Below are 18,256 nucleotides of genomic sequence, written 5' to 3'. Positions count from 1 at the left end.
GGCCGCCGCCATGGCCGCGCATGCCCTTGCCGACGCCACGGGGACCCATGGCGTCGAAGGCCTTCTGCTGGGTCGGCGAGAGCTGGGCGTAGAAGCGCTTGGTGGCCGCGGCGTGCTGTTCGAATCGCGCCTGGTGCTGCGCCATCCGCGCCTTCTGGGCGTCGAGCCGCTGAGGCGTGGTCATCTTGGCCATCTCCTCGCGGCCTTCGCGGCGCTCTTCGCGCGCGCCGGCCGTCGGCTTGCGCGCCGCGAGGAAGGCCGTCAGGGCCGGCTCCTGGTCGGGACGAAGCTGCAGGGCGGCGCGCAGGTGCTCGGCGCGCTTGGCCGCGCGTTCGGCCGGATCGGCGTGGCGCATGCCGCCATGACGGCCGTCGGGGCCCTCGCGCATGGCCGTGGCCGGCGCAGGGGGCTGTTGGGCGAGGCTTGCCGTCGCGAAGCCGCCCGCGAGGACAAGACCGCCGAGCGCCAGCGGCGCGAGCTTTCCGAATTTCATAGGTTGCAACTCCAGTTCACGCCCCTTGCAGACTTGAACGGGCTTGGCCGTGGAGTCCGTCGCTAGGACAATGCGTTGCGGCAGGCCGCCGCCATGGCGATGGGTCCCAGCGCCACCGCGCCCGCGGCGTAGGCCGCGAGCAGGAGGAATCCGGAGGTCCAGGGCAGGCCGCCGGCCAGGGCGTCCAGCGCTCCGCCGCCGAAGATCACCGGCGGAACGAACAGCGGCAGGACGATCACGGCGGTGAGCAGGCCTCCTCGCCGGGCGCCAAGGCTGAGCGCCGCGCCGATCCCGCCGACAAAGGAAAAGGCCAGGCCGCCGATCAAGGCGCAGGCGCAGATCAACGGCGCCAGGCGAGGCTCGGCGCCCAGCGCGATGGCGGCGACCGGGGCGGCCAGGGCCAGCGGCGCGGCGGTGGCGATCCACTGGCCCAGGCACTTGATGGCGCAGACGATCTCCAGGGGAATCGGCGACAGGACCAGCAGATCCAACGCCCCGTCCTCGAAGTCGCGCTCGAACAGCCGATCCAGCGAGAGCAGCGCGGCCAGCGCGAGGGCCACCCAGGCCGCGCCGGGCGCAACCGCCGCCAGCCGCGCGGACTCCGGGCCGATGGCGAGGGGCAGCAGCGTCGCGACCCCGGCGTAGAACCCCACGGAGACCAGCGGCCCGCCGCCCCGTCCCCAGGCCAGGGCGCTCTCGCGCGCCAGCAACGCCCAGGCCCGGCTCATGCCGCGACCTCGACGATCGTGGCCGGGATCGGCAGCGGGTCGTGAACGGCGGCGACGATCATCCCACCCTTGGCCAAGTGCTCGGCCATCATGGCGGCGAACCGGGCCCTCCAGTCGGCGTCCAGCGGGCTCAGCGGTTCGTCCAGCAGCCATAGGCCGCGCGGGGCGGCCAGCAAACGGGCGAAGGCCAGCCGGCGCCGTTGGCCGGCCGACAGCCGGCGGACCTCCAGGCCGAGCAGCGATCCGAGCTCAAGCGCCTCGAGGGCCAGGCGCGCCGATTCTGCGGTTCCGCCGGTCCACAGGGTCCAGAAGTCGAGCTCCTCGCGCACCGTGCGGGCGGGCTTCTGGCCATCGTGGTGTCCGGCGAAGTGGATGTGTTCGCTGCGGGCCTCGGACGGGTCCAGGTCGCCGAAGGCGATGCTGCCGGTCTCCGGACCGACAAACCCCGCCACGGCCCGCAACAGGCTGGTCTTACCCGCGCCGTTGCGCCCGGTGAGCGCCGCGGCCTCGCCCGCCTTCAGGCTAAGGTCCAGCCCCTGGAACAGCAGGCGCCCGCCGCGTCTCAAGGCCAGGTTCTGGATGGTGAGCGCGCAGATCATCGCAACCCGGGTTCCCGTGCATGGACGGGGCGGACGCCAGAGGTTATGACGCGCGCGGCCGTCGCCATCCTGGGGGGCGTACGCGGCGCTGGAGCGAACGCTGTGTGTCCGCCTCCAAAAGCGCGCGATCCCCGGGTTGGACGTTGAGCGGCCGCGAACAGAGGAAGGATCCTTGAAATGGCGTCAGCCAACAGTTTGAATAGCCGCCGCGAGCTCGCGGTGGGCGGTAAGTCCTACGTCTACTACAGCCTTCGCGCCGCCGAGGAAGCCGGTCTTTCGGGCATCTCGCGCCTCCCCGTCTCCATGAAGGTGCTGCTGGAAAACCTGCTGCGCAACGAAGACGGCAAGACCGTCGCTCCCGACGACCTGAAGGCCCTGGCCGCCTGGCTGGTGAACAAGGGCTCGGTCGAACACGAGATCAGCTTCCGTCCGGCCCGCGTGCTGATGCAGGACTTCACCGGCGTTCCCGCCGTGGTCGACCTGGCCGCCATGCGCGACGCCATGACCAGCCTGGGCGCCGACCCGGAGAAGATCAATCCGCTGAACCCCGTCGACCTGGTCATCGACCACTCGGTGATGGTCGACTATTTCGGCACCGCCAAGGCGTTCGGTTCGAACGTCGAGCGCGAGTACGAGCGCAATATTGAACGCTACCGCTTCCTGCGCTGGGGCTCCTCGGCCTTCAACAATTTCCGCGTTGTGCCCCCCGGCACCGGGATCTGCCACCAGGTGAACCTGGAGTACCTCGCCCAGACCGTCTGGCTGGGCGACGAGGACGGCGCCGAAGTCGCCTATCCCGACACCGTGGTCGGCACCGACAGCCACACCACCATGGTCAATGGCCTGGCCGTGCTGGGCTGGGGCGTGGGCGGTATCGAGGCCGAGGCCGCGATGCTGGGCCAACCCATCCCGATGCTGATCCCCGAGGTCATTGGCTTCAAGCTGTCGGGCGCCATGCCGGAAGGCGCGACAGCCACCGACCTGGTGCTCACCGTCACCCAGATGCTGCGCAAGAAGGGCGTGGTCGGCAAGTTCGTCGAATTCTTCGGCCCGGGCCTCGCCGGCCTGACCCTGGAAGACCAGGCGACGATCGCCAACATGGCTCCGGAATACGGCGCCACCTGCGGCTTCTTCCCGGTGACCAAGGCCACCATCGACTACCTGCGCGCCACCGGCCGTGAGGCCCACCGCGCCGACCTGGTCGAGGCCTACGCCAAGGAGCAGGGCATGTGGATCGAGCCGGGCGACGCCGACCCGGTCTTCACCGACACCCTGGAACTGGACCTCTCCGAAGTCCTGCCGTCGCTTGCCGGTCCGAAGCGCCCTCAGGACCGCGTGCTGCTCTCCGACGCCGCCGCCGAGTTCGCCCAGGCTCTGACCAAGGACTTCGGCAAGGGCGAGGCGCCTGAGCTTCGTTTTCCGGTCGCCGGCGAAAAGTTCGACGTCGGTCACGGCGACGTCGTGATCGCCGCCATCACCTCCTGCACCAACACCTCCAACCCCTCGGTGCTGATCGCCGCGGGCCTGGTGGCCAAGAAGGCCGTCGAAAAGGGCCTGAAGGTGAAGCCCTGGGTGAAGACCTCGCTGGCTCCCGGATCTCAGGTGGTCACCGACTATCTGAAGGCCGCCGGCCTGACCAAGTCGCTGGACGCCCTGGGCTTCAACCTGGTGGGCTACGGCTGCACCACCTGCATCGGCAACTCCGGCCCGCTGCCGGAAGCCATCTCGGAGGCCATCACCGCCGGCGACCTCGTCGCCTGCTCCGTGCTGTCGGGCAACCGCAACTTCGAAGGCCGCGTGAACCAGGACGTGCGCGCCAACTACCTGGCCAGCCCGCCCCTGGTGGTCGCCTACGCCCTGGCCGGCTCGATGAAGATCGATCTGGCCACCGAGTCCCTCGGCGAGGGCAAGGACGGCAAGCCGGTGTTCCTGAAGGACATCTGGCCGACCTCGGAAGAGATCGCCGTCCTGCAGCGCAAGCACGTCACCCAGAAGATGTTCGCCACCCGCTACGCCGACGTCTTCAAGGGCGACAAGAACTGGCAGGGCATCAAGGTGGCCGGCGGCCAGACCTACGCCTGGGACATGGGCTCGACCTACGTCCAGAACCCGCCCTACTTCCAGGACCTGAAGATGGAGCCCACCCCGGTGGTCGACATCGTCGAGGCCCGGGTGCTGGGGGTGTTCGGCGACTCGATCACCACCGACCACATCAGCCCGGCCGGCAACATCAAGGCGACCTCGCCCGCCGGTGTCTATCTGCGTGAGCGCCAGGTGCCCGCCACCGAGTACAACTCTTACGGCGCGCGTCGCGGCAACCACGAGATCATGATGCGCGGCACCTTCGCCAACATCCGGATCCGCAACAAGATCACGTCCGACATCGAAGGCGGCGTGACCAAGCACTTCCCGTCGGGCGACATCATGTCGATCTACGACGCGGCCATGCGCTATCAGTCGGAAGGTCGTCCGGCGGTGGTGTTCGCGGGCAAGGAATACGGCACCGGCTCGTCGCGCGACTGGGCGGCCAAGGGCACCAAGCTCCTGGGCGTCCGCGCGGTGATCGCCGAGAGCTTCGAGCGCATCCACCGCTCGAACCTGGTCGGCATGGGCGTCCTGCCCCTGCAGTTCACCCAGGAAGGTTGGCAGAAGCTGAACCTGACCGGCGAGGAGATCGTCACCATCCGCGGCCTGACGGAGCTTTCGCCCCGCAAGCAGCTGACGGTGGAGATGTATCGTCCGTCGGACGGCCGCATCGCCCGCTTCCCGGTCCGCTGCCGCATCGATACGCCCACCGAGCTGGAATACTTCAAGAACGGCGGGGTGCTGAACTACGTGCTCCGCAACCTGGCCCGCTCGGCCGCCTGATAACCGGCCCCGCCCCCTCGCGCATCCAAGCGGGGGGGCGGGCTCGTATCGCGATCATGCCCAAGCTCCGCGCGATCGCCGTCGCCCTCTTCGCCGCCGCCGCCCTCCCGGCCGCCGCGGCGCCCTCACAGCCGATCGTCGTCGAACTCTTCACCAGCCAGGGCTGCTCGTCCTGTCCGCCGGCCAATGAGGCGGTGGGCAAGCTCGCGGACCGGCCAGGCGTGATCGCCCTGTCGTTCGGCGTCACCTACTGGGACTATCTGGGCTGGAAGGACACCTTCGCGCGAGCCGACTACACCGAGCGGCAACGCGCCTACGCCAAGGCGCTCGGTCGCTCTGGGCCGTATACGCCGCAGGTGGTGGTCAACGGCGCCGCCGACACGGTCGGAAACACCGCGGCCAAGATCGACAAGCTGATCGTCGCGCGCCGGGCTCCGGCCGCGACCGACATCGCCCTGTCGCCCGGCCTGGTTCGGGTCGGCGCGGGCAAGGCGCCAACTGGCGGCGCCGACGTCTGGCTGGTGTCCTACGACCCCCGCATCGTCCAAATCCCGGTTAAGCGCGGCGAGAACACCGGCAAGACCCTGCCGCACAGGAACGTGGTTCGAGACCTGCGCCGCCTCGGCCGTTGGACCGGATCGGAGGCCGCCTTCAAGGCCCCGTCATCCGCATCGGGGTTACGCACGGTGGTGCTGGTCCAGGCCCCCAACGGCGGCGCTATTCTCGCGGCGAAGGCCGCAGGCTGATCCTCCTCACGGGTTGTTGAAAACAGAAGCGCAACGAAGTTCGGTTAAGTGCGCCTCGATGCGTACCGCCGCGCTTTTGTGCCTGACCCTGTTCGCGACCCCCGGCATGGCCGTGGCCGCCAAGCCGCCCGTGGTGGTCGAGCTGTTCACCGCCCAGGGCTGCGCCTCCTGTGGCGAAGCCAACAGCTATGTGGGCAAGCTGTCCGAACGCCCCGGCGTCCTGGCCCTGACCTTCCCCGTCGACTACTGGGACTATCTCGGCTGGGCCGACACCTTCGCCAAGCCTGAGTTCTCCGACCGGCAGAAGGCCTATGTCACGCGGCTGGCCCTGCGCGAATCCTATACGCCCCAGGTGGTGGTGGACGGCCGCGCCCAGGCCGGCGGCCTGCAGACCGACAAGGTCGACAAGCTGCTGACCACCGCGGCGGGTGGCCCGCGCAATCCGCCCGACATGGCCTTCATCGGCCCGAGACGGGTGGACGTGGGGTCGGGCGCCGCGCCCCGCGGCGGCGCCGACGTCTGGCTGGTGCGCTACGATCCGCGCGACCAGGATGTGGTGGTCCGTAAGGGCGACAACCGGGGCCAGACGGTGGCCCACAAGAACGTGGTGCGCGAGATCAAGCGGCTGGGAAGTTGGCGCGGCCGGCCGACCGCCTATCGCTTGCCGCCGCCGACTGAAGAGGGTCTCGCCACGGCTGTGCTCGTTCAGAGCCCCGACGGCGGGCGCATCCTGGGCGTGGCGATGCGTGACGCCCCGAACTAGACACCCACGCCGTGGCCCGGACATGAAGAGGCCCGCGCAGGTGGGGGGCATCCCGCGCGGGCCTTTGGTCTTGTGGTCCAGACTGGAGGGTCTGGATGTATCGGCTGACCGAAGCCCTCGATCCAGGGGGGCTGGGGGGGCTGTTCAGGATCCGGGACCAACAGGTTCCGGCCAACCGACGATTAGGACTATCGAGGGGCGATCAGGCGGGCGCTGGACCGAAATAAGGTCATTCCAAGGCGCAAGGTTACGGTTGTTTTAGATTGATGGAGGCGCGTTGTGCGCCGGCGCCGTCTGGCCGATTGTCGGGCGCCGCGAATTGGGGTTACCCTTCGCCTCGATGGTCTTCGATCCGTCCCAGCAGGCCTCCCGCGCGCAGGTCTTTTTCGACCGCCACGAATTGGGGCGCATCCTCTCGCTCTATGGCCGCATGGTGGCCGCCGGTGAGTGGCGTGACTACGGCATCGGCGCCACGGGCGAGACCTGCGTGTTCTCCATTTTCCGCCGCACCTCCGAGGCGCCGCTCTACCGAATCGAGAAACGTCCGGCCCTGGCGCGCAAACAGGGCGCCTGGGCGATCATCGGCCAGGGCGGGCTGATCCTGCGCCGGGGTCACGAGTTGGACCAGGTGCTGCGCTTCTTCGACAAGGGCCGCTTCAAGGTGGTGGACTGAGCCCAAAGAAAAACCCCGGCGGTTTCCCGCCGGGGCTTCGATAGGTCGGTTCAGGCTCGGACCTAGCGGCGATCGCCGAAGATGCTGAGCAGGAACTGGAACAGGTTGATGAAGTTGAGATAGAGGCTGAGCGCGCCGTAGTTGGTGGCCACGCCCATGGCGGCTTCGTTCCCGCCCATCTCGTAATAGCTCATCTTCAGGCGCTGGGTGTCGTAGGCGATCAGGCCCGCGAAGATCAGCACGCCCACGACGCTGATGATGAAGCTCATCGCCGAGTTCTGCAGGAACATGTTGACCAGGCTGGCGATCACCAGGCCGATCAGGCCGATGATCAGGAAGCTGCCGAAACCGGTCAGATCCTTCTTGGTGGTGTAGCCGAACAACGACAGACCGCCGAAGGCCGCCGAGGTGATCAGGAAGGTCGAGAAGATCGAGGTGCCGGTGTAGCGCAGGCTCAACACGCCCAGGCCAGCGCCGATCAGGCCGACGATGGTCCAGTAGAAGATGCCCGACGACTTGGGCGTCGCGTTCTTCATCGCGAACATGCCGAACAGCATCACGGCCAGGGGCGAGAACGCCACGACCATGCCGAGCAGGGTGTAGCCGGGTCGGCCATCGGCCGAGACCGTGAACATCAGGTCGCGCACCGGCGCGAAGCTGCCGGTCAGGAAGGCCAGGCCGGCCGAAACGAGCAGGCCCAGGGCAACCTTGTTGTAGACGCCGAGCATGAAGGTGCGCAGGCCCGCATCCACCGACATGTCGGCGCGATCCACCGGGATCGTGCGAGCAGCGCCGTGGTTGAAGTCGCTCATTAGAGACAAAGCCCTTTTCGAAACGCCCCAAGCGGGCGCACTGCCGAATATCGTGTCCCAGGGGGTTCTACGCAAGGTTTCCCAGATTACGATTGCGTCAGCCGCCCGTCACCGAGCCAAAATAGATGATCCGCCTGTTCGCCGCCCTGTCCGTGCCCGCCGACATCGGCGCGGTGTTGGCCGCCCGCCAGGACGGCCTGGCCGGGGCGCGCTGGCGGCCGGTCGAGGCGTTCCACATTACCCTGCGGTTCTTCGGCGACGTGGCGGAGGACGTCGCCGCCGACCTGGACGCCGAGCTCGCCATGGTGACCGGCGCGCCGCTGGCTCTTGAGCTTGAAGGGGTCGGCGCCTTCGATGAGGGCGCGGACATCCATGCGGTCTGGGCCGGGGTCGCCGAGGATCCTGCGCTTCGTCATCTGGCCAGGCGTTGCGAGACCGCCGCGCGGCGCGCTGGTCTGAGGCCGGACGGGCGGGTCTACACGCCCCACGTCACGATGGCCTATCTGCGCCGGCCCAACCCAAGCGACGTGGCGGCCTGGCTGGCGGATAACGATCTGCTCAAGGCGCCTTCCTTCCGGGCGACGAGCTTCGGTCTTTACTCAAGCTGGCGGACCGATGAGGGCTCCCGCTACCGCCTGGAGCGGGAGTATCCGCTGACCTAGGCCTCGACGGCGTGGTCCTTCAGGACTCCCAGCGTGACGATGGCCAGGGTCTCCTCGTGGGTGGCCTCAAGGATCAGTCGAGGCGCCATGCCCGCGTCCAGCGCCTCCTTCCAGCGCGGCGCGCAGAGGCACCAGCGGTCGCCGGGCTTGAGGCCCGCGAAGCCGTAGTCCGGCATTGGGGTCGAGAGGTCGTTGCCCATGCGCTTGGAGAAGGCCAGGAACTCGGCGGTCATCACCGCGCAGACCGTGTGCATGCCGGTGTCGTGAGGCCCGGTCTCGCAGCAGCCGTTGCGGAAGAAGCCGGTCACGGGGTTCAATGAGCAGGAAGCGAGCTCGCCGCCCAGCACGTTCCTGGCGCCTTCGTCGTAGCGGATGGTCATGGGCCCATCCTAACCCCTAAGAAGGGGCCTTAGCCATCGGAAGCATGGAGCCGAACGCGTGAGCTTGGCCAGACCGCGCCGCAGCGCCCTCTACATGCCGGCCGCGAACCAGCGCGCCATCGAGAAGGCCCGCGACCTGGCCTGCGATGTGGTGATCCTGGACCTGGAAGACGCCGTCGCGCCGGAGGCCAAGGACCTGGCGCGGACCCAGGCGGTCGAGGCGGTCAGGGCCGGCGGCTTCGGTCGACGCGAGGTGGTGATCCGGGTCAACGGGCTGGACACCCCCTGGGGCCACGCCGACCTGGAGGCGGCCGCCGCCGTGAAGCCCGACGCCATCCTGGCGCCCAAGGTGTCGTCACCGGCCGACGTGGCGGCCTATGGCGAGGCGCTGTCCGGCGACACCGCGCTCTGGGTGATGATCGAGACCTGCGCGGCGATCTTCGCCCTGCCTGCGATCGCGGCGGCCGGCGGACGCCTGGCGGCCTTGGTGGTCGGGACCAACGACCTGGCCAAGGAGATGCGTTGCCGCCTGGACGTGGCGCGCGCGCCGCTCAACGCCGCGCTGTCCCTGACCGTGGCGGCCGCCCGCGCTGAGCGACTGGTGGTGCTGGACGGGGTGTTCAACGGCATTGAGGACGATGCGGGCCTCGCGGCCCAGTGCGACCAGGGGGCGGCCTTTGGCTTCGACGGCAAGACCCTGATCCACCCGCGCCAGATCGAGGCGGCCAACCGGGCGTTCGGTCCGGCGGCGGACGAGGTGGTCTGGTCGCGGACCGTGGTGGCGGCCTTCGATCTGCCGGAAAATGCGCCCAAGGGCGTGATCCGGGTCGAGGGGCGAATGGTGGAGCGGTTGCATCTGGACGAGGCGCGGCGTCTGATCGCTGTCGCGGACGCCATCGCCGCGGCGTGAGATGTCGGTTTTGAGACTGAGAACCCCGATCCGGAACGCCGTCCTGGCCCTCGTGCTGGCCCTGGCCGCGCCTGTGGCCGCCCAGGAAGCCGATCCTATCGCCGCCCTGTTGGAACAGCCCTCGGCGGACCCTCCGCCACTGGCCACCGCGCCCGCCGCCGATCCCGAAACCGCCGACGCCGTCGCCGCGGAACCCGCCGTCACGCCTGTTCCGGGTCCGATACCTGCGCCTGCGCCGCCTGCGCCCAGGCCCCCTCAGGTCTATATGCCCCCGCCTCAGCCGCCCGGGCTCAGCGCGCCGACCCACGTGGACGAGACCGGCCGTTCGCCCGAGGCGCCGCCCAGCACGGTGGACCTCAGCTATGAGGCCAGGATGCGCTCGTCCTTCGCCTCGGCGCAGGGCCTGCAAGGGCCGCTCGACGGCGCATGGACGCTGCGCGGCGCGGGCGTCGCCCTCTACACCCTGCAACTGGTCGACACCGGGCTGGGAACATTGGAGGGCGCCTGGCGCGACCCGCGCCGTCGCGGTGCGACCGACTCGTCCGGCTTCCTGGCGCTGATCCAGCGCAATGGCGGCGAGCTGGCGGTGAGCTTCTATCCGCGACCGGGGGTGGGCGTGGCGACGCTACAACTCAACCAGACCGGCGACGGGAGTTGGTCCGGCTATCTGGAAGAAGCCGGCGAGCGGCGCAGCGTCATCCTGCGACGGGACTAGAGGCCAAGCGCGGCCCTCGCCGCCGCGAGCGTCCCAGCCAGGGCCTCGGGCTCGTAGGCTTTCGCCGGACTGTGACCCCAGACCGGGCCGGGCCAGGCTGAATCGTTCACCCGTCGACCCACCACGTGGACATGCAGTTGCGGGGTGACATTGCCCAGGGCGGCGACATTGAGCTTGTCGACCTGGAGACCCAGGGCGCGGACGGCGCGACCGGCCGCCAGGATCTCGTCGGTGAGCGTCGCCAGGTCAGCGGGCGACAGGTCCTCTAGCTCCCGCGCCCCGGCGACGCGGGGGATCAGGACGATCCAGGGATAGCGGGCGTCGTCCTGCAATCGGGCCTGACTGAGCGCCAGGTCGCCCAGCGCGTAGGACGTGGCGAGGAACGCGGCATCCACCTGAAACATCGCCAAGCTCCCACGCGTCCTGCCGCTCCGTTGGTAGCCGCGTGGGCCTCGCCTGTCACTTGGCCTTGCCGCCCGGCTCCGTGGGGTCTAGACCGCCCGCGAATTTCGCACTGCAACGAATGGGAATTTCCATGACCATGAAGAAGCCGATCCGCGTCGCGGTCACGGGCGCCGCCGGCAATATCGGTTACGCCCTCCTCTTCCGCATCGCCTCGGGCGAAATGCTGGGCAAGGACCAGCCGATCATTCTTCAACTGCTGGAAATCCCGGTCGAGGGCCCGCAGAAGGCGCTGAAGGGCGTGGCCATGGAGCTGGAGGACTGCGCCTTCCCGCTGCTGCAGGACATGATCCTGACCGGTGACGCCAATGTCGCCTTCAAGGACGTGAACTGGGCCCTGCTGGTCGGCTCCAAGCCGCGCGGTCCGGGCATGGAACGCGCCGACCTGCTGAAGGACAACGGCAAGATCTTCATCGCCCAGGGCCAGGCCATCGACGCCGTGGCCGCCGACGACGCCCGCGTCGCGGTGGTGGGCAACCCCTGCAACACCAACGTCATGATCGCCGCCAGCCAGGCCAAGCGTCTGCCGAAGGACCGCTTCACCGCCATGGTCCGCCTGGACGAGAATCGCGGCCGCGCCCAGCTCGCCAAGAAGGCCGGCGTGTCGATCAACGACGTCAGCGACCTCTACATCTACGGCAACCACAGCCCGACCATGTTCGCCGACTTCACCCACGCCAAGATCGGCGGCAAGGACGCGGCCTCGGTCATCGGCGACGAGGCCTGGCTGAAGAACGAGTACTTGCCCACGGTCGGCAAGCGTGGCGCGGCGATCATCGAGGCCCGCGGCCTGTCGTCGGCCGCCTCGGCCGCCAACGCCCTGATCGACCACGTCCGCGACCTGAGCACGGTCGGCGCGATCCACTCGGTCGCCGTCGAGAGCCAGGGGCGCTACGGCTTCGCCGACGGCGTCTGGGCCGGCATGCCGGTGAAGACCACCGCGCCGGGCGCCTATGAGGTCATCACCACCTATGAGATGGACGACTTCGCCAAGAGCAAGATCGCGCTGACCAATGACGAACTGGTCGGCGAGCGCGAGACCGTCAAGGACATGCTGGGCTAAGCTTCCCGCGATCCCGATCCGGGCCTAGGCTCGGATCGGGAGGCCGCCATGACCCTGTTCTCGAAGATATTGAAGACCGGCGTGCGTTTCGCGGCGCCGGTCTTTCTCTGTCTGGCCGTGGCCACGCCAAGTCTCGCCCAGCCTCGCGCCACCATCGCCGACGCCGCCTGGCTGGCGGGGTCCTGGGACGGGGAGGGCATGGGCGGCCGGGTGCAGGAAAGCTGGTCGATCCCGGTGGGCGGTCAGATGCTGGGCCAATTCGCGCTGTCGATGGGCGGCAAGCCGGTCTTCTACCTGATCATGCTGATCGACGAGCACGACGACGGCCTGCGCTTTCGCGTCAAACACGTGGAGCCGACCTTCGTCACCCGCGAGGACCGCGACCAGTCGACCGAGTTCGCCTTCGTCGAGGCCGCGCCCGGCAGGCTGGTCTTCAAGGGCATGAGCCTGGTCCGCCAAGGCGAGGACGGCCTGGTGATCACCCTGCGCATGACGGAGCGCGGCGCCGCCCGCGACCTGGTGCAGACCTATCGCCGGGTGAGGCCCTAGGGCCTACCAGCGGCGGCCGGGATCGTCGGCCATGGCGTTCAGCTCCTCGATCCGCTGGTCGTAGATCGCCGCCACGGCGCGGGGCGAGCGCCGCGCCGCGTCCTCGCGGATCTCCAGCCAGTCGTCCTGCTCGCTGCGCAGCTCGTCATAGGGCGCTCCGGCTCGCAGGGCCCTCTGGAAGGCCCGCGCCAGTTGCCGGTCGGCCGCCGCCAGGGCGGGGATATCGCAGACCATCTCCTCGGCGGGCGAACGGGCGCGGCGGCAGTCGAAGCTAGGCCGCGCGACGCCGACGGGGTCGGGCGCGCGGACGCTGGCGTCGATCGCCGATTGCAGGGCGTCAGGCACCTGGGCTGTCTCGGCCTCGGGCTCGGGCCGGGGCGCGGGTCTTGGCCGCACCCGCGGCGGAGCGGGCTGCGGCTGTGGCGCGGCCTCGATCAGCTCCTGCGACATCGTCTCCAGCGGCGGGCGGTCGGGGATGACCGGCGCAGCCGCCGGCTCGGCCATCACCACGTCGATCTGTCCTCCGGCGGTCGCCGGGCGGGGCTGCATCGGTGCGGGCTTTTCGCCCCGGCCGATCAGCTCGGGCTTGGCGGCGAGGCCAAGGCCCAACCCCAACACGCAGGCGATGGCGATCCCGCCGATCAGGGCGTTGCGGTTCAGTTTCGGCCGCTCGGCCGGCGGGGGCTCGTCGCGCTCCAGGGTCAGGGGCGCTTCTTCCCAGGGATCGAAGGTCATGTGCGGGTCCAGGTTCGTCCCCGCCATCAACGCATCGGGTGGCTGAATGGCGCCTGAACCGCCGATTGCGGCGCGGGCTCACGGCGGCTATTCGCCATCGACCTCACTTGGAGAGCGCCGCCATGAGCCTGGGCCCGACCCTCGAGACCGAACGGCTGATCCTGCGGCCGCCCATCGCCGAGGACTTCGGGGCGTGGGCTGACTTCGCCGGGGACGAAGAGGCCGCCCGCTATCTGGGCGGCGCCCAACCGCGTCCGGTGGCCTGGCGCGGCATGTGCACCATGACCGGGGCCTGGACCGTGAATGGCTTTTCCATGTTCTCGGTGGTGGAGAAGGTCAGCGGCGACTGGGTCGGACGGCTCGGACCGTGGAAGCCTGACGGCTGGCCCGGGACCGAAGTCGGCTGGGGGATCGCGCGCGCGCACTGGGGCAAGGGCTATGCGCCGGAGGGCGCCGCTGCCGCCATCGACTGGGCCTTCGACCACCTGGGCTGGACCAAGGTGATCCACAACATCGACCCCGGCAACGTCAATTCCCAGAACGTGGCGCGGCGGTTAGGTTCGACGATCCTGCGCCAGGCGCTCCTGCCGCCGCCGCTGAACGACACCGTCGACGTCTGGGGCCAGACCCGCGACCAGTGGCGCGCCCGCCGCGCATAGCCGGCATGCGAATTTGATCCGCGCCAGGTCGGCGAAAACGCGCTTTCCTATGCGCGTGGGTCAAGACCGGGGGCGGGACATGACGGATGCGGCGCGGACACCGGGCGGGACGATGGGGCTCGGGCTCTGGGTCGTCCTGATCTTCTCGGTCCTCATCGGGCTGATGTCATACCGCTATTTGGTTCCCGGCGGCCTGGGCCTGGCCCCGGATATCCTGGCCAACCGCTTCACCAAGTACGGCGTCCTGACCCTGCACGCGGGCTTCGCGGCCACGGCGCTGATCCTGGGCCCGTTCCAGTTCATCCCCGCCCTGCGGCGCGGCCGGCCTCGGCTGCATCGGCGGATCGGAACGGCCTATGTGGTCTGTTGTCTGGCGGCCGGCGCGGCGGGGCTGGTCCTGTCCTTCGGCGCCCTCACCGGACCGGTCTCGACGGCGGGTTTCGGACTGCTGGCCGTGGCCTGGTTGCTCACGACCGGTCAGGCCTGGCGGCTCGCCAAGGCGCGGCGTTTCGTCGAGCACGAGCGATGGATGATCCGCAGTTTCGCCCTGACCTTGGCGGCGGTGACCCTGCGGGCCTACCTGCCCTTCGCCTTCCTCTCGCCGTTCGGATACGACGACACCTACAGGGCGATCTCGTTCCTGGCCTGGGTTCCAAACCTGATCGCCGCGGAGGTCTTCCTGGCGAGCAGAAGGCCTAGATCCAGCCCTTATCCCGGATGATCTTGGCATAGGTCCGGCTGACAGGCACCTCGCTGCCGTCCTTGAGCGTCAGGGTCGCGCGCCCGTCGCCGCGCTTGGCGTCGGCGATGGCGTCGCGCGCCACCCACCAGGAGCGGTGGACCTGGGTTCCCTCGATCCCCTCCAGCTCGGCCACGGCGTCGGCCAGGCGCAACAGGATCAGGTCCTGGCCCTTGGATGTGTGCAGACGCAGGTAATGGTCCTCGGACTCCACCGCCCAGACCTCGGCCCCGCGCAACTTCAGGGGCAGGCGCTCCAGGAACCGGGGCGGAGCGGCCGGGCCCTCGGTCTCCGGCGGGGCGCGCCGCTCCACCAGCAGGTTGATGACCGTCATGACCAGTGAGATCAGAGCGACGATCAGGAACAGGTAGGCGCTTTGGTACAGGCCGATCTGCTGGCCCATGAAGATGCGGTTGGCCAGCCAGACCACGCCTGTGAACGGTCCGCTGATCCCTAGGGTCGTGATCAGAACCCTGAGCGGAAGGTTCGCGGGCCTGGCCTCGCCGCCGAAGACGAAGTTGGCCACCGTGCCGCCCCAGACCGTGCCCAGAACCATCAGGCCGATCCAGTAGATGAAGCGCATCGGCAGCGACATCTCATCAGTGCCGAAGGCGCCGGACAGGGCCAGGAAGGTCCCGGCCGCGGTCGAGACCATGAGGCCGCGGCCCCAGCTCTTGAGGTCGCCGTAGGTGTCCCAGTTGAATCGTCTAGGCGTCGGCCCCTCGGTCATGCCCTTTGAGACCATGATTGCGGCCCGGTGAGAAGAAGCCCCGCGGTTGGCGAAGCGCGAGTGGCGGGACATGGCCGTCCGCGTAGGCCGCGCGGCGGATCATGCAGAGCCGGCTGCGGCCGTGCGGTGGGTGGGGCACGAAGCGGCCGAGCCCACACGGAGCCCTTCAAATGCCCATCACCTCGCACCTCAGCCTTCGCCGTCACACGCCCGTCGCCGGCTTCGCCTTCGCCGCCGCCGTCGCACTGGCGGCCAGCCCCGCCCTGGGCCTGCGGGCGCCGGACTTCGCCCCGATCGCCCAAGCCTCGCCGCAGATCCAGGTTCACCTGAGCGCCGCCATCGCCACCTTCCTGATCGGCGCGGTGCTGATGCTGGGTCCAAAGGGAACCCTGCCGCACCGGACCCTGGGGTGGACTTGGGCGGCGACCATGGCGGTCACGGCGGTGAGCTCGCTGTTCATCCGGCAGGTCAATCCAGGTGGCCTCAGCTTCATCCACGCCATCTCCGGGTGGGTGATCATCGCCTTGCCGGCGGCCCTCTACGCTGCGCGTCGGCACAGGGTCCGCGCCCACCGCGGCGCCATGACCGGCATGTATGTGGGCGGCATGTTCGTGGCGGGCGGCCTAGCCTTCCTCCCGGGACGGATTCTGTGGGACGTGTTTTTCGCCTGAGGAGCGAAAGACACCGGTGGCCGGACGGGGCAATTCATTGCCGCGATGGGCCTTTTCTTCCCGTGGCGCGGTTGCCACAGGGGGGCTCGGCGCCTATAACCCCGGCCACTCGCCGCACGGGCGAACCCTCCAGATCACGCATTTTCGCGGCCCCATGAACATCCACGAACACCAAGCCAAGTCCGTCCTCTCCGAGTTCGGCGTGGCGGTGCCGCGCGGCTACGCCGCCTTCACCGTCGAGGAGGCTGTCAAGGCCGCCGAGCAGCTCGGAGGACCGGTCTTCGTCGTGAAGTCGCAGATCCACGCCGGCGGGCGCGGTAAGGGCCGGTTCGAAGGCCTGGGCGACGACGCCAAGGGCGGGGTCCGGGTCGTGAAGTCGGCGGCCGACGTCAAGACCAACGCCCAGGAGATGCTGGGTCGGGTCCTGGTGACCCACCAGACAGGCCCCAAGGGCAAGCAGGTGAACCGCCTCTACATCGAGGAAGGCGCCGACATCGCCAAGGAATTCTACCTGTCGCTGCTGGTGGATCGCGAAACGAGCCGGGTCTCGGTCGTGGCCTCCACCGAAGGCGGCATGAACATCGAGGACGTGGCGCACGACACGCCCGAGAAGATCGTGACCTTCTCCATCGACCCAGCCACGGGCGTCTTCCCGCACCATGCGCGGACCCTGTCGAAGGCGCTGGGCCTCACCGGCGGTCTCGCCAAGGAAGCCGCGACCCTGCTGAGCCAGCTCTACGCCGCGTTCCTGGCCAAGGACATGTCGATGCTGGAGATCAACCCGCTGATCGTCACGGGTGACGATCACCTGCGGGTGCTGGACGCCAAGATCAGCTTCGACTCCAACGCCCTGTTCCGCCACCCCGACATCGTCGCCCTGCGCGACGAGACCGAGGAGGATCCGAAGGAGATCGAGGCGGCCAAGTTCGACCTCAGCTACATCGCCCTCGACGGCGAGATCGGCTGCATGGTCAATGGCGCCGGCCTGGCCATGGCGACCATGGACATCATCAAGCTGTACGGCGCCGAGCCCGCCAACTTCCTGGACGTGGGCGGCGGCGCCGACGAGGCCAAGGTGACGGCGGCGTTCAAGATCATCATCGCCGACCCGAACGTGAAGGGCATCCTGGTCAACATCTTCGGCGGCATCGCCCGCTGCGACATCCTCGCCAACGGCGTGGTCGCCGCGGTGAAGCAGGTCGGCCTCAAGGTCCCCCTGGTGGTGCGCCTTGAGGGAACCAACGCCGAGCTGGGCAAGGAAATCATCAACAACAGCGGCCTCGACGTGATCGCGGCCAACGACCTCAGCGACGGCGCCGAGAAGATCGTCAAAGCCGTTCGGGAGCGTGCGTAATGTCCATCCTGATCGGCAAGCACACCAAGGTCATCTGCCAGGGCATCACCGGCGCCCAGGGCACATTCCACTCCGAACAGGCCATCGCCTACGGCACCAAGATGGTCGGCGGCGTCACGCCGGGTAAGGGCGGGACCACCCACATTGGCCTGCCCGTGTTCGACACCGTCGGCGAGGCGGCGCGCGAAACGGGCGCCGACGCCAGCGTGATCTACGTCCCGCCGCCCTTCGCGGCCGACTCGATCCTGGAAGCCATCGACGCGGAGATCCCGCTGATCATCTGCATCACCGAGGGCATCCCGGTGAGCGACATGGTCAAGGTGAAGCGCGCGCTCTCGGGCTCCAAGTCGCGCCTGATCGGCCCGAACTGCCCCGGCGTCCTGACGCCGGAGGCCTGCAAGATCGGCATCATGCCGGGGAACATTTTCCGCAAGGGCTCGGTCGGCGTGGTCTCGCGCTCGGGCACCCTGACCTATGAAGCGGTGTTCCAGACGACCCAGGTTGGCCTTGGACAGACAACCGCTGTCGGAATTGGCGGCGATCCGGTCAAAGGCACCGAATTCATCGACATCCTCGACATGTTCCTGAAGGACCCGGAGACCGAGTCGATCATCATGATCGGCGAGATCGGCGGTTCGGCCGAGGAGGACGCGGCGGAGTTTATCCGGCAATCGAAAGTGAAAAAGCCGATGGCGGGCTTCATCGCGGGGCGCACGGCGCCGCCGGGACGCCGCATGGGGCATGCGGGCGCCATCATTTCAGGCGGCAAGGGCGGGGCCGAATCGAAAATCGAGGCGCTGAAGCGGGCGGGGATCGCCGTCTCCGAATCGCCCGCATTGCTGGGCAAGACACTGGTCGACGCGCTGCGGCGGTAAACGGCGGAGTTTGAGTCATGAACAAGACGGATCTGACGACGGCCTTCGAGCAAACCTCATTCCTGTATGG

General features: G+C 68.8%; 22 protein-coding genes. 14 read left to right on the top strand and 8 right to left on the bottom strand.

All coding sequences use genetic code 11. The features are described from left to right. From RMO04_RS07810 to ccmA, 3 genes are all read right to left on the bottom strand, one after another. The coding region (locus RMO04_RS07810) for a Spy/CpxP family protein refolding chaperone (RefSeq protein ID WP_309644220.1) at positions 1 to 493 on the bottom strand (493 nt) is incomplete at its 3' end. 62 nt (positions 494 to 555) lie between these two features. Further along, on the bottom strand, positions 556 to 1,221 hold the full coding sequence (gene ccmB, locus RMO04_RS07805; RefSeq protein ID WP_309644219.1) for a heme exporter protein CcmB: 666 nt from the start codon (positions 1,219 to 1,221) through the stop codon (positions 556 to 558). Next, on the bottom strand, positions 1,218 to 1,820 hold the full coding sequence (gene ccmA, locus RMO04_RS07800) for a heme ABC exporter ATP-binding protein CcmA (RefSeq protein ID WP_309644218.1): 603 nt from the start codon (positions 1,818 to 1,820) through the stop codon (positions 1,218 to 1,220). The genes ccmB and ccmA overlap by 4 nt, the downstream gene beginning before the upstream one ends. 177 nt (positions 1,821 to 1,997) lie before the next feature. Between ccmA and acnA the strand changes: the two genes are divergently transcribed. The 4 genes from acnA (at position 1,998) to RMO04_RS07780 (ending at position 6,870) form a co-directional block, all read left to right on the top strand. After that, positions 1,998 to 4,688, top strand: coding sequence for an aconitate hydratase AcnA (gene acnA / locus RMO04_RS07795; protein ID WP_309644217.1), 2,691 nt, complete (start codon positions 1,998 to 2,000; stop codon positions 4,686 to 4,688). A gap of 56 nt (positions 4,689 to 4,744) precedes the next feature. Next, positions 4,745 to 5,434 (top strand): DUF1223 domain-containing protein, encoded by a 690-nt coding sequence (locus tag RMO04_RS07790; protein WP_309644216.1) that lies wholly within the window; start codon positions 4,745 to 4,747, stop codon positions 5,432 to 5,434. Positions 5,435 to 5,492: 58 nt separating this feature from the next. Beyond that, on the top strand, positions 5,493 to 6,197 hold the full coding sequence (locus RMO04_RS07785; protein ID WP_309644215.1) for a DUF1223 domain-containing protein: 705 nt from the start codon (positions 5,493 to 5,495) through the stop codon (positions 6,195 to 6,197). A gap of 340 nt (positions 6,198 to 6,537) precedes the next feature. Continuing rightward, positions 6,538 to 6,870 carry a DUF2794 domain-containing protein gene (locus tag RMO04_RS07780; RefSeq protein WP_309644221.1) on the top strand — a complete coding sequence of 111 codons (333 nt, stop codon included), beginning with the start codon at positions 6,538 to 6,540 and terminating at the stop codon, positions 6,868 to 6,870. A 62-nt stretch (positions 6,871 to 6,932) separates the two neighbouring features. On the opposite strand, the gene RMO04_RS07775 is transcribed toward RMO04_RS07780, so the two are convergent. Next, positions 6,933 to 7,682 carry a Bax inhibitor-1/YccA family protein gene (locus tag RMO04_RS07775; RefSeq protein WP_309644214.1) on the bottom strand — a complete coding sequence of 250 codons (750 nt, stop codon included), beginning with the start codon at positions 7,680 to 7,682 and terminating at the stop codon, positions 6,933 to 6,935. A 125-nt stretch (positions 7,683 to 7,807) separates the two neighbouring features. Between RMO04_RS07775 and thpR the strand changes: the two genes are divergently transcribed. Next, positions 7,808 to 8,344 carry an RNA 2',3'-cyclic phosphodiesterase gene (gene thpR / locus RMO04_RS07770; RefSeq protein ID WP_309644213.1) on the top strand — a complete coding sequence of 179 codons (537 nt, stop codon included), beginning with the start codon at positions 7,808 to 7,810 and terminating at the stop codon, positions 8,342 to 8,344. Here the strand turns inward: thpR and RMO04_RS07765 are convergent. Then, positions 8,341 to 8,724, bottom strand: a complete 384-nt coding sequence (locus RMO04_RS07765) for a DUF2237 domain-containing protein (RefSeq protein WP_309644212.1) — start codon at positions 8,722 to 8,724, stop codon at positions 8,341 to 8,343. The genes thpR and RMO04_RS07765 overlap by 4 nt on opposite strands. 58 nt (positions 8,725 to 8,782) lie before the next feature. On the opposite strand from RMO04_RS07765, the gene RMO04_RS07760 reads away from it, so the two are divergent. Further along, complete coding sequence (locus tag RMO04_RS07760) at positions 8,783 to 9,634, top strand: CoA ester lyase (protein WP_309644211.1); 852 nt, start codon at positions 8,783 to 8,785, stop codon at positions 9,632 to 9,634. A gap of 10 nt (positions 9,635 to 9,644) precedes the next feature. Beyond that, on the top strand, positions 9,645 to 10,349 hold the full coding sequence (locus tag RMO04_RS07755) for a hypothetical protein (RefSeq protein WP_309644210.1): 705 nt from the start codon (positions 9,645 to 9,647) through the stop codon (positions 10,347 to 10,349). On the opposite strand, the gene RMO04_RS07750 is transcribed toward RMO04_RS07755, so the two are convergent. Continuing rightward, positions 10,346 to 10,759: an HIT domain-containing protein gene (locus tag RMO04_RS07750; RefSeq protein ID WP_309644209.1), complete on the bottom strand. Its 414-nt coding sequence runs from the start codon at positions 10,757 to 10,759 to the stop codon at positions 10,346 to 10,348. The two genes, RMO04_RS07755 and RMO04_RS07750, sit on opposite strands and share 4 nt — an antisense overlap. Positions 10,760 to 10,890: 131 nt before the next feature. Here RMO04_RS07750 and RMO04_RS07745 point away from each other — a divergent pair, with 131 nt between their 5' ends. Both RMO04_RS07745 and RMO04_RS07740 read left to right on the top strand, forming a co-directional pair. Then, a complete protein-coding gene (locus RMO04_RS07745) occupies positions 10,891 to 11,874 on the top strand; it encodes a malate dehydrogenase (protein WP_405041470.1) in 984 nt (327 codons plus the stop codon). A gap of 48 nt (positions 11,875 to 11,922) precedes the next feature. Further along, the gene (locus RMO04_RS07740; RefSeq protein WP_309644207.1) at positions 11,923 to 12,423 is read left to right on the top strand and encodes a DUF6265 family protein; all 501 of its coding nucleotides are present in this window, start codon (positions 11,923 to 11,925) and stop codon (positions 12,421 to 12,423) included. A 3-nt stretch (positions 12,424 to 12,426) separates the two neighbouring features. On the opposite strand, the gene RMO04_RS07735 is transcribed toward RMO04_RS07740, so the two are convergent. Beyond that, the gene (locus tag RMO04_RS07735; RefSeq protein ID WP_309644206.1) at positions 12,427 to 13,185 is read right to left on the bottom strand and encodes a hypothetical protein; all 759 of its coding nucleotides are present in this window, start codon (positions 13,183 to 13,185) and stop codon (positions 12,427 to 12,429) included. 95 nt (positions 13,186 to 13,280) lie between these two features. Between RMO04_RS07735 and RMO04_RS07730 the strand changes: the two genes are divergently transcribed. Beyond that, the gene (locus RMO04_RS07730) at positions 13,281 to 13,817 is read left to right on the top strand and encodes a GNAT family N-acetyltransferase (RefSeq protein WP_309644205.1); all 537 of its coding nucleotides are present in this window, start codon (positions 13,281 to 13,283) and stop codon (positions 13,815 to 13,817) included. Positions 13,818 to 13,896: 79 nt separating this feature from the next. After that, on the top strand, positions 13,897 to 14,538 hold the full coding sequence (locus tag RMO04_RS07725; protein ID WP_309644204.1) for a DUF2306 domain-containing protein: 642 nt from the start codon (positions 13,897 to 13,899) through the stop codon (positions 14,536 to 14,538). On the opposite strand, the gene RMO04_RS07720 is transcribed toward RMO04_RS07725, so the two are convergent. Further along, a complete protein-coding gene (locus RMO04_RS07720) occupies positions 14,513 to 15,301 on the bottom strand; it encodes a LytTR family DNA-binding domain-containing protein (RefSeq protein ID WP_309644203.1) in 789 nt (262 codons plus the stop codon). The two genes, RMO04_RS07725 and RMO04_RS07720, sit on opposite strands and share 26 nt — an antisense overlap. Positions 15,302 to 15,456: 155 nt before the next feature. On the opposite strand from RMO04_RS07720, the gene RMO04_RS07715 reads away from it, so the two are divergent. From RMO04_RS07715 to sucD, 3 genes are all read left to right on the top strand, one after another. Beyond that, on the top strand, positions 15,457 to 15,957 hold the full coding sequence (locus RMO04_RS07715) for a DUF2306 domain-containing protein (RefSeq protein WP_309644202.1): 501 nt from the start codon (positions 15,457 to 15,459) through the stop codon (positions 15,955 to 15,957). A gap of 154 nt (positions 15,958 to 16,111) precedes the next feature. Next, positions 16,112 to 17,311: an ADP-forming succinate--CoA ligase subunit beta gene (sucC, locus tag RMO04_RS07710; RefSeq protein ID WP_309644201.1), complete on the top strand. Its 1,200-nt coding sequence runs from the start codon at positions 16,112 to 16,114 to the stop codon at positions 17,309 to 17,311. Next, positions 17,311 to 18,186 carry a succinate--CoA ligase subunit alpha gene (gene sucD, locus RMO04_RS07705; protein ID WP_309644200.1) on the top strand — a complete coding sequence of 292 codons (876 nt, stop codon included), beginning with the start codon at positions 17,311 to 17,313 and terminating at the stop codon, positions 18,184 to 18,186. The genes sucC and sucD overlap by 1 nt, the downstream gene beginning before the upstream one ends. Positions 18,187 to 18,256: the final 70 nt, after the last annotated feature.

Source organism: Phenylobacterium sp. (genome assembly GCF_031412415.1).
Classification (GTDB): domain Bacteria; phylum Pseudomonadota; class Alphaproteobacteria; order Caulobacterales; family Caulobacteraceae; genus Phenylobacterium.
This window is presented reverse-complemented; position numbering and strand designations above follow the sequence as displayed.

What these genes read in the sequence shown, in the direction of transcription:
- RMO04_RS07740 (WP_309644207.1), top strand. Translation starts at nt 11,923, where the DNA reads ATGACCCTGTTCTCGAAGATATTGAAGACCGGCGTGCGTTTCGCGGCG.
- RMO04_RS07780 (WP_309644221.1), top strand. Translation starts at nt 6,538, where the DNA reads ATGGTCTTCGATCCGTCCCAGCAGGCCTCCCGCGCGCAGGTCTTTTTC.
- RMO04_RS07715 (WP_309644202.1), top strand. Translation starts at nt 15,457, where the DNA reads ATGCCCATCACCTCGCACCTCAGCCTTCGCCGTCACACGCCCGTCGCC.
- acnA (WP_309644217.1), top strand. Translation starts at nt 1,998, where the DNA reads ATGGCGTCAGCCAACAGTTTGAATAGCCGCCGCGAGCTCGCGGTGGGC.
- RMO04_RS07790 (WP_309644216.1), top strand. Translation starts at nt 4,745, where the DNA reads ATGCCCAAGCTCCGCGCGATCGCCGTCGCCCTCTTCGCCGCCGCCGCC.
- RMO04_RS07745 (WP_405041470.1), top strand. Translation starts at nt 10,891, where the DNA reads ATGAAGAAGCCGATCCGCGTCGCGGTCACGGGCGCCGCCGGCAATATC.
- sucC (WP_309644201.1), top strand. Translation starts at nt 16,112, where the DNA reads ATGAACATCCACGAACACCAAGCCAAGTCCGTCCTCTCCGAGTTCGGC.
- thpR (WP_309644213.1), top strand. Translation starts at nt 7,808, where the DNA reads ATGATCCGCCTGTTCGCCGCCCTGTCCGTGCCCGCCGACATCGGCGCG.
- ccmA (WP_309644218.1), bottom strand. Translation starts at nt 1,820, where the DNA reads ATGATCTGCGCGCTCACCATCCAGAACCTGGCCTTGAGACGCGGCGGG.
- RMO04_RS07735 (WP_309644206.1), bottom strand. Translation starts at nt 13,185, where the DNA reads ATGGCGGGGACGAACCTGGACCCGCACATGACCTTCGATCCCTGGGAA.
- RMO04_RS07765 (WP_309644212.1), bottom strand. Translation starts at nt 8,724, where the DNA reads ATGACCATCCGCTACGACGAAGGCGCCAGGAACGTGCTGGGCGGCGAG.
- RMO04_RS07775 (WP_309644214.1), bottom strand. Translation starts at nt 7,682, where the DNA reads ATGAGCGACTTCAACCACGGCGCTGCTCGCACGATCCCGGTGGATCGC.
- RMO04_RS07785 (WP_309644215.1), top strand. Translation starts at nt 5,493, where the DNA reads ATGCGTACCGCCGCGCTTTTGTGCCTGACCCTGTTCGCGACCCCCGGC.
- RMO04_RS07725 (WP_309644204.1), top strand. Translation starts at nt 13,897, where the DNA reads ATGACGGATGCGGCGCGGACACCGGGCGGGACGATGGGGCTCGGGCTC.
- ccmB (WP_309644219.1), bottom strand. Translation starts at nt 1,221, where the DNA reads ATGAGCCGGGCCTGGGCGTTGCTGGCGCGCGAGAGCGCCCTGGCCTGG.
- RMO04_RS07730 (WP_309644205.1), top strand. Translation starts at nt 13,281, where the DNA reads ATGAGCCTGGGCCCGACCCTCGAGACCGAACGGCTGATCCTGCGGCCG.
- sucD (WP_309644200.1), top strand. Translation starts at nt 17,311, where the DNA reads ATGTCCATCCTGATCGGCAAGCACACCAAGGTCATCTGCCAGGGCATC.
- RMO04_RS07720 (WP_309644203.1), bottom strand. Translation starts at nt 15,301, where the DNA reads ATGGTCTCAAAGGGCATGACCGAGGGGCCGACGCCTAGACGATTCAAC.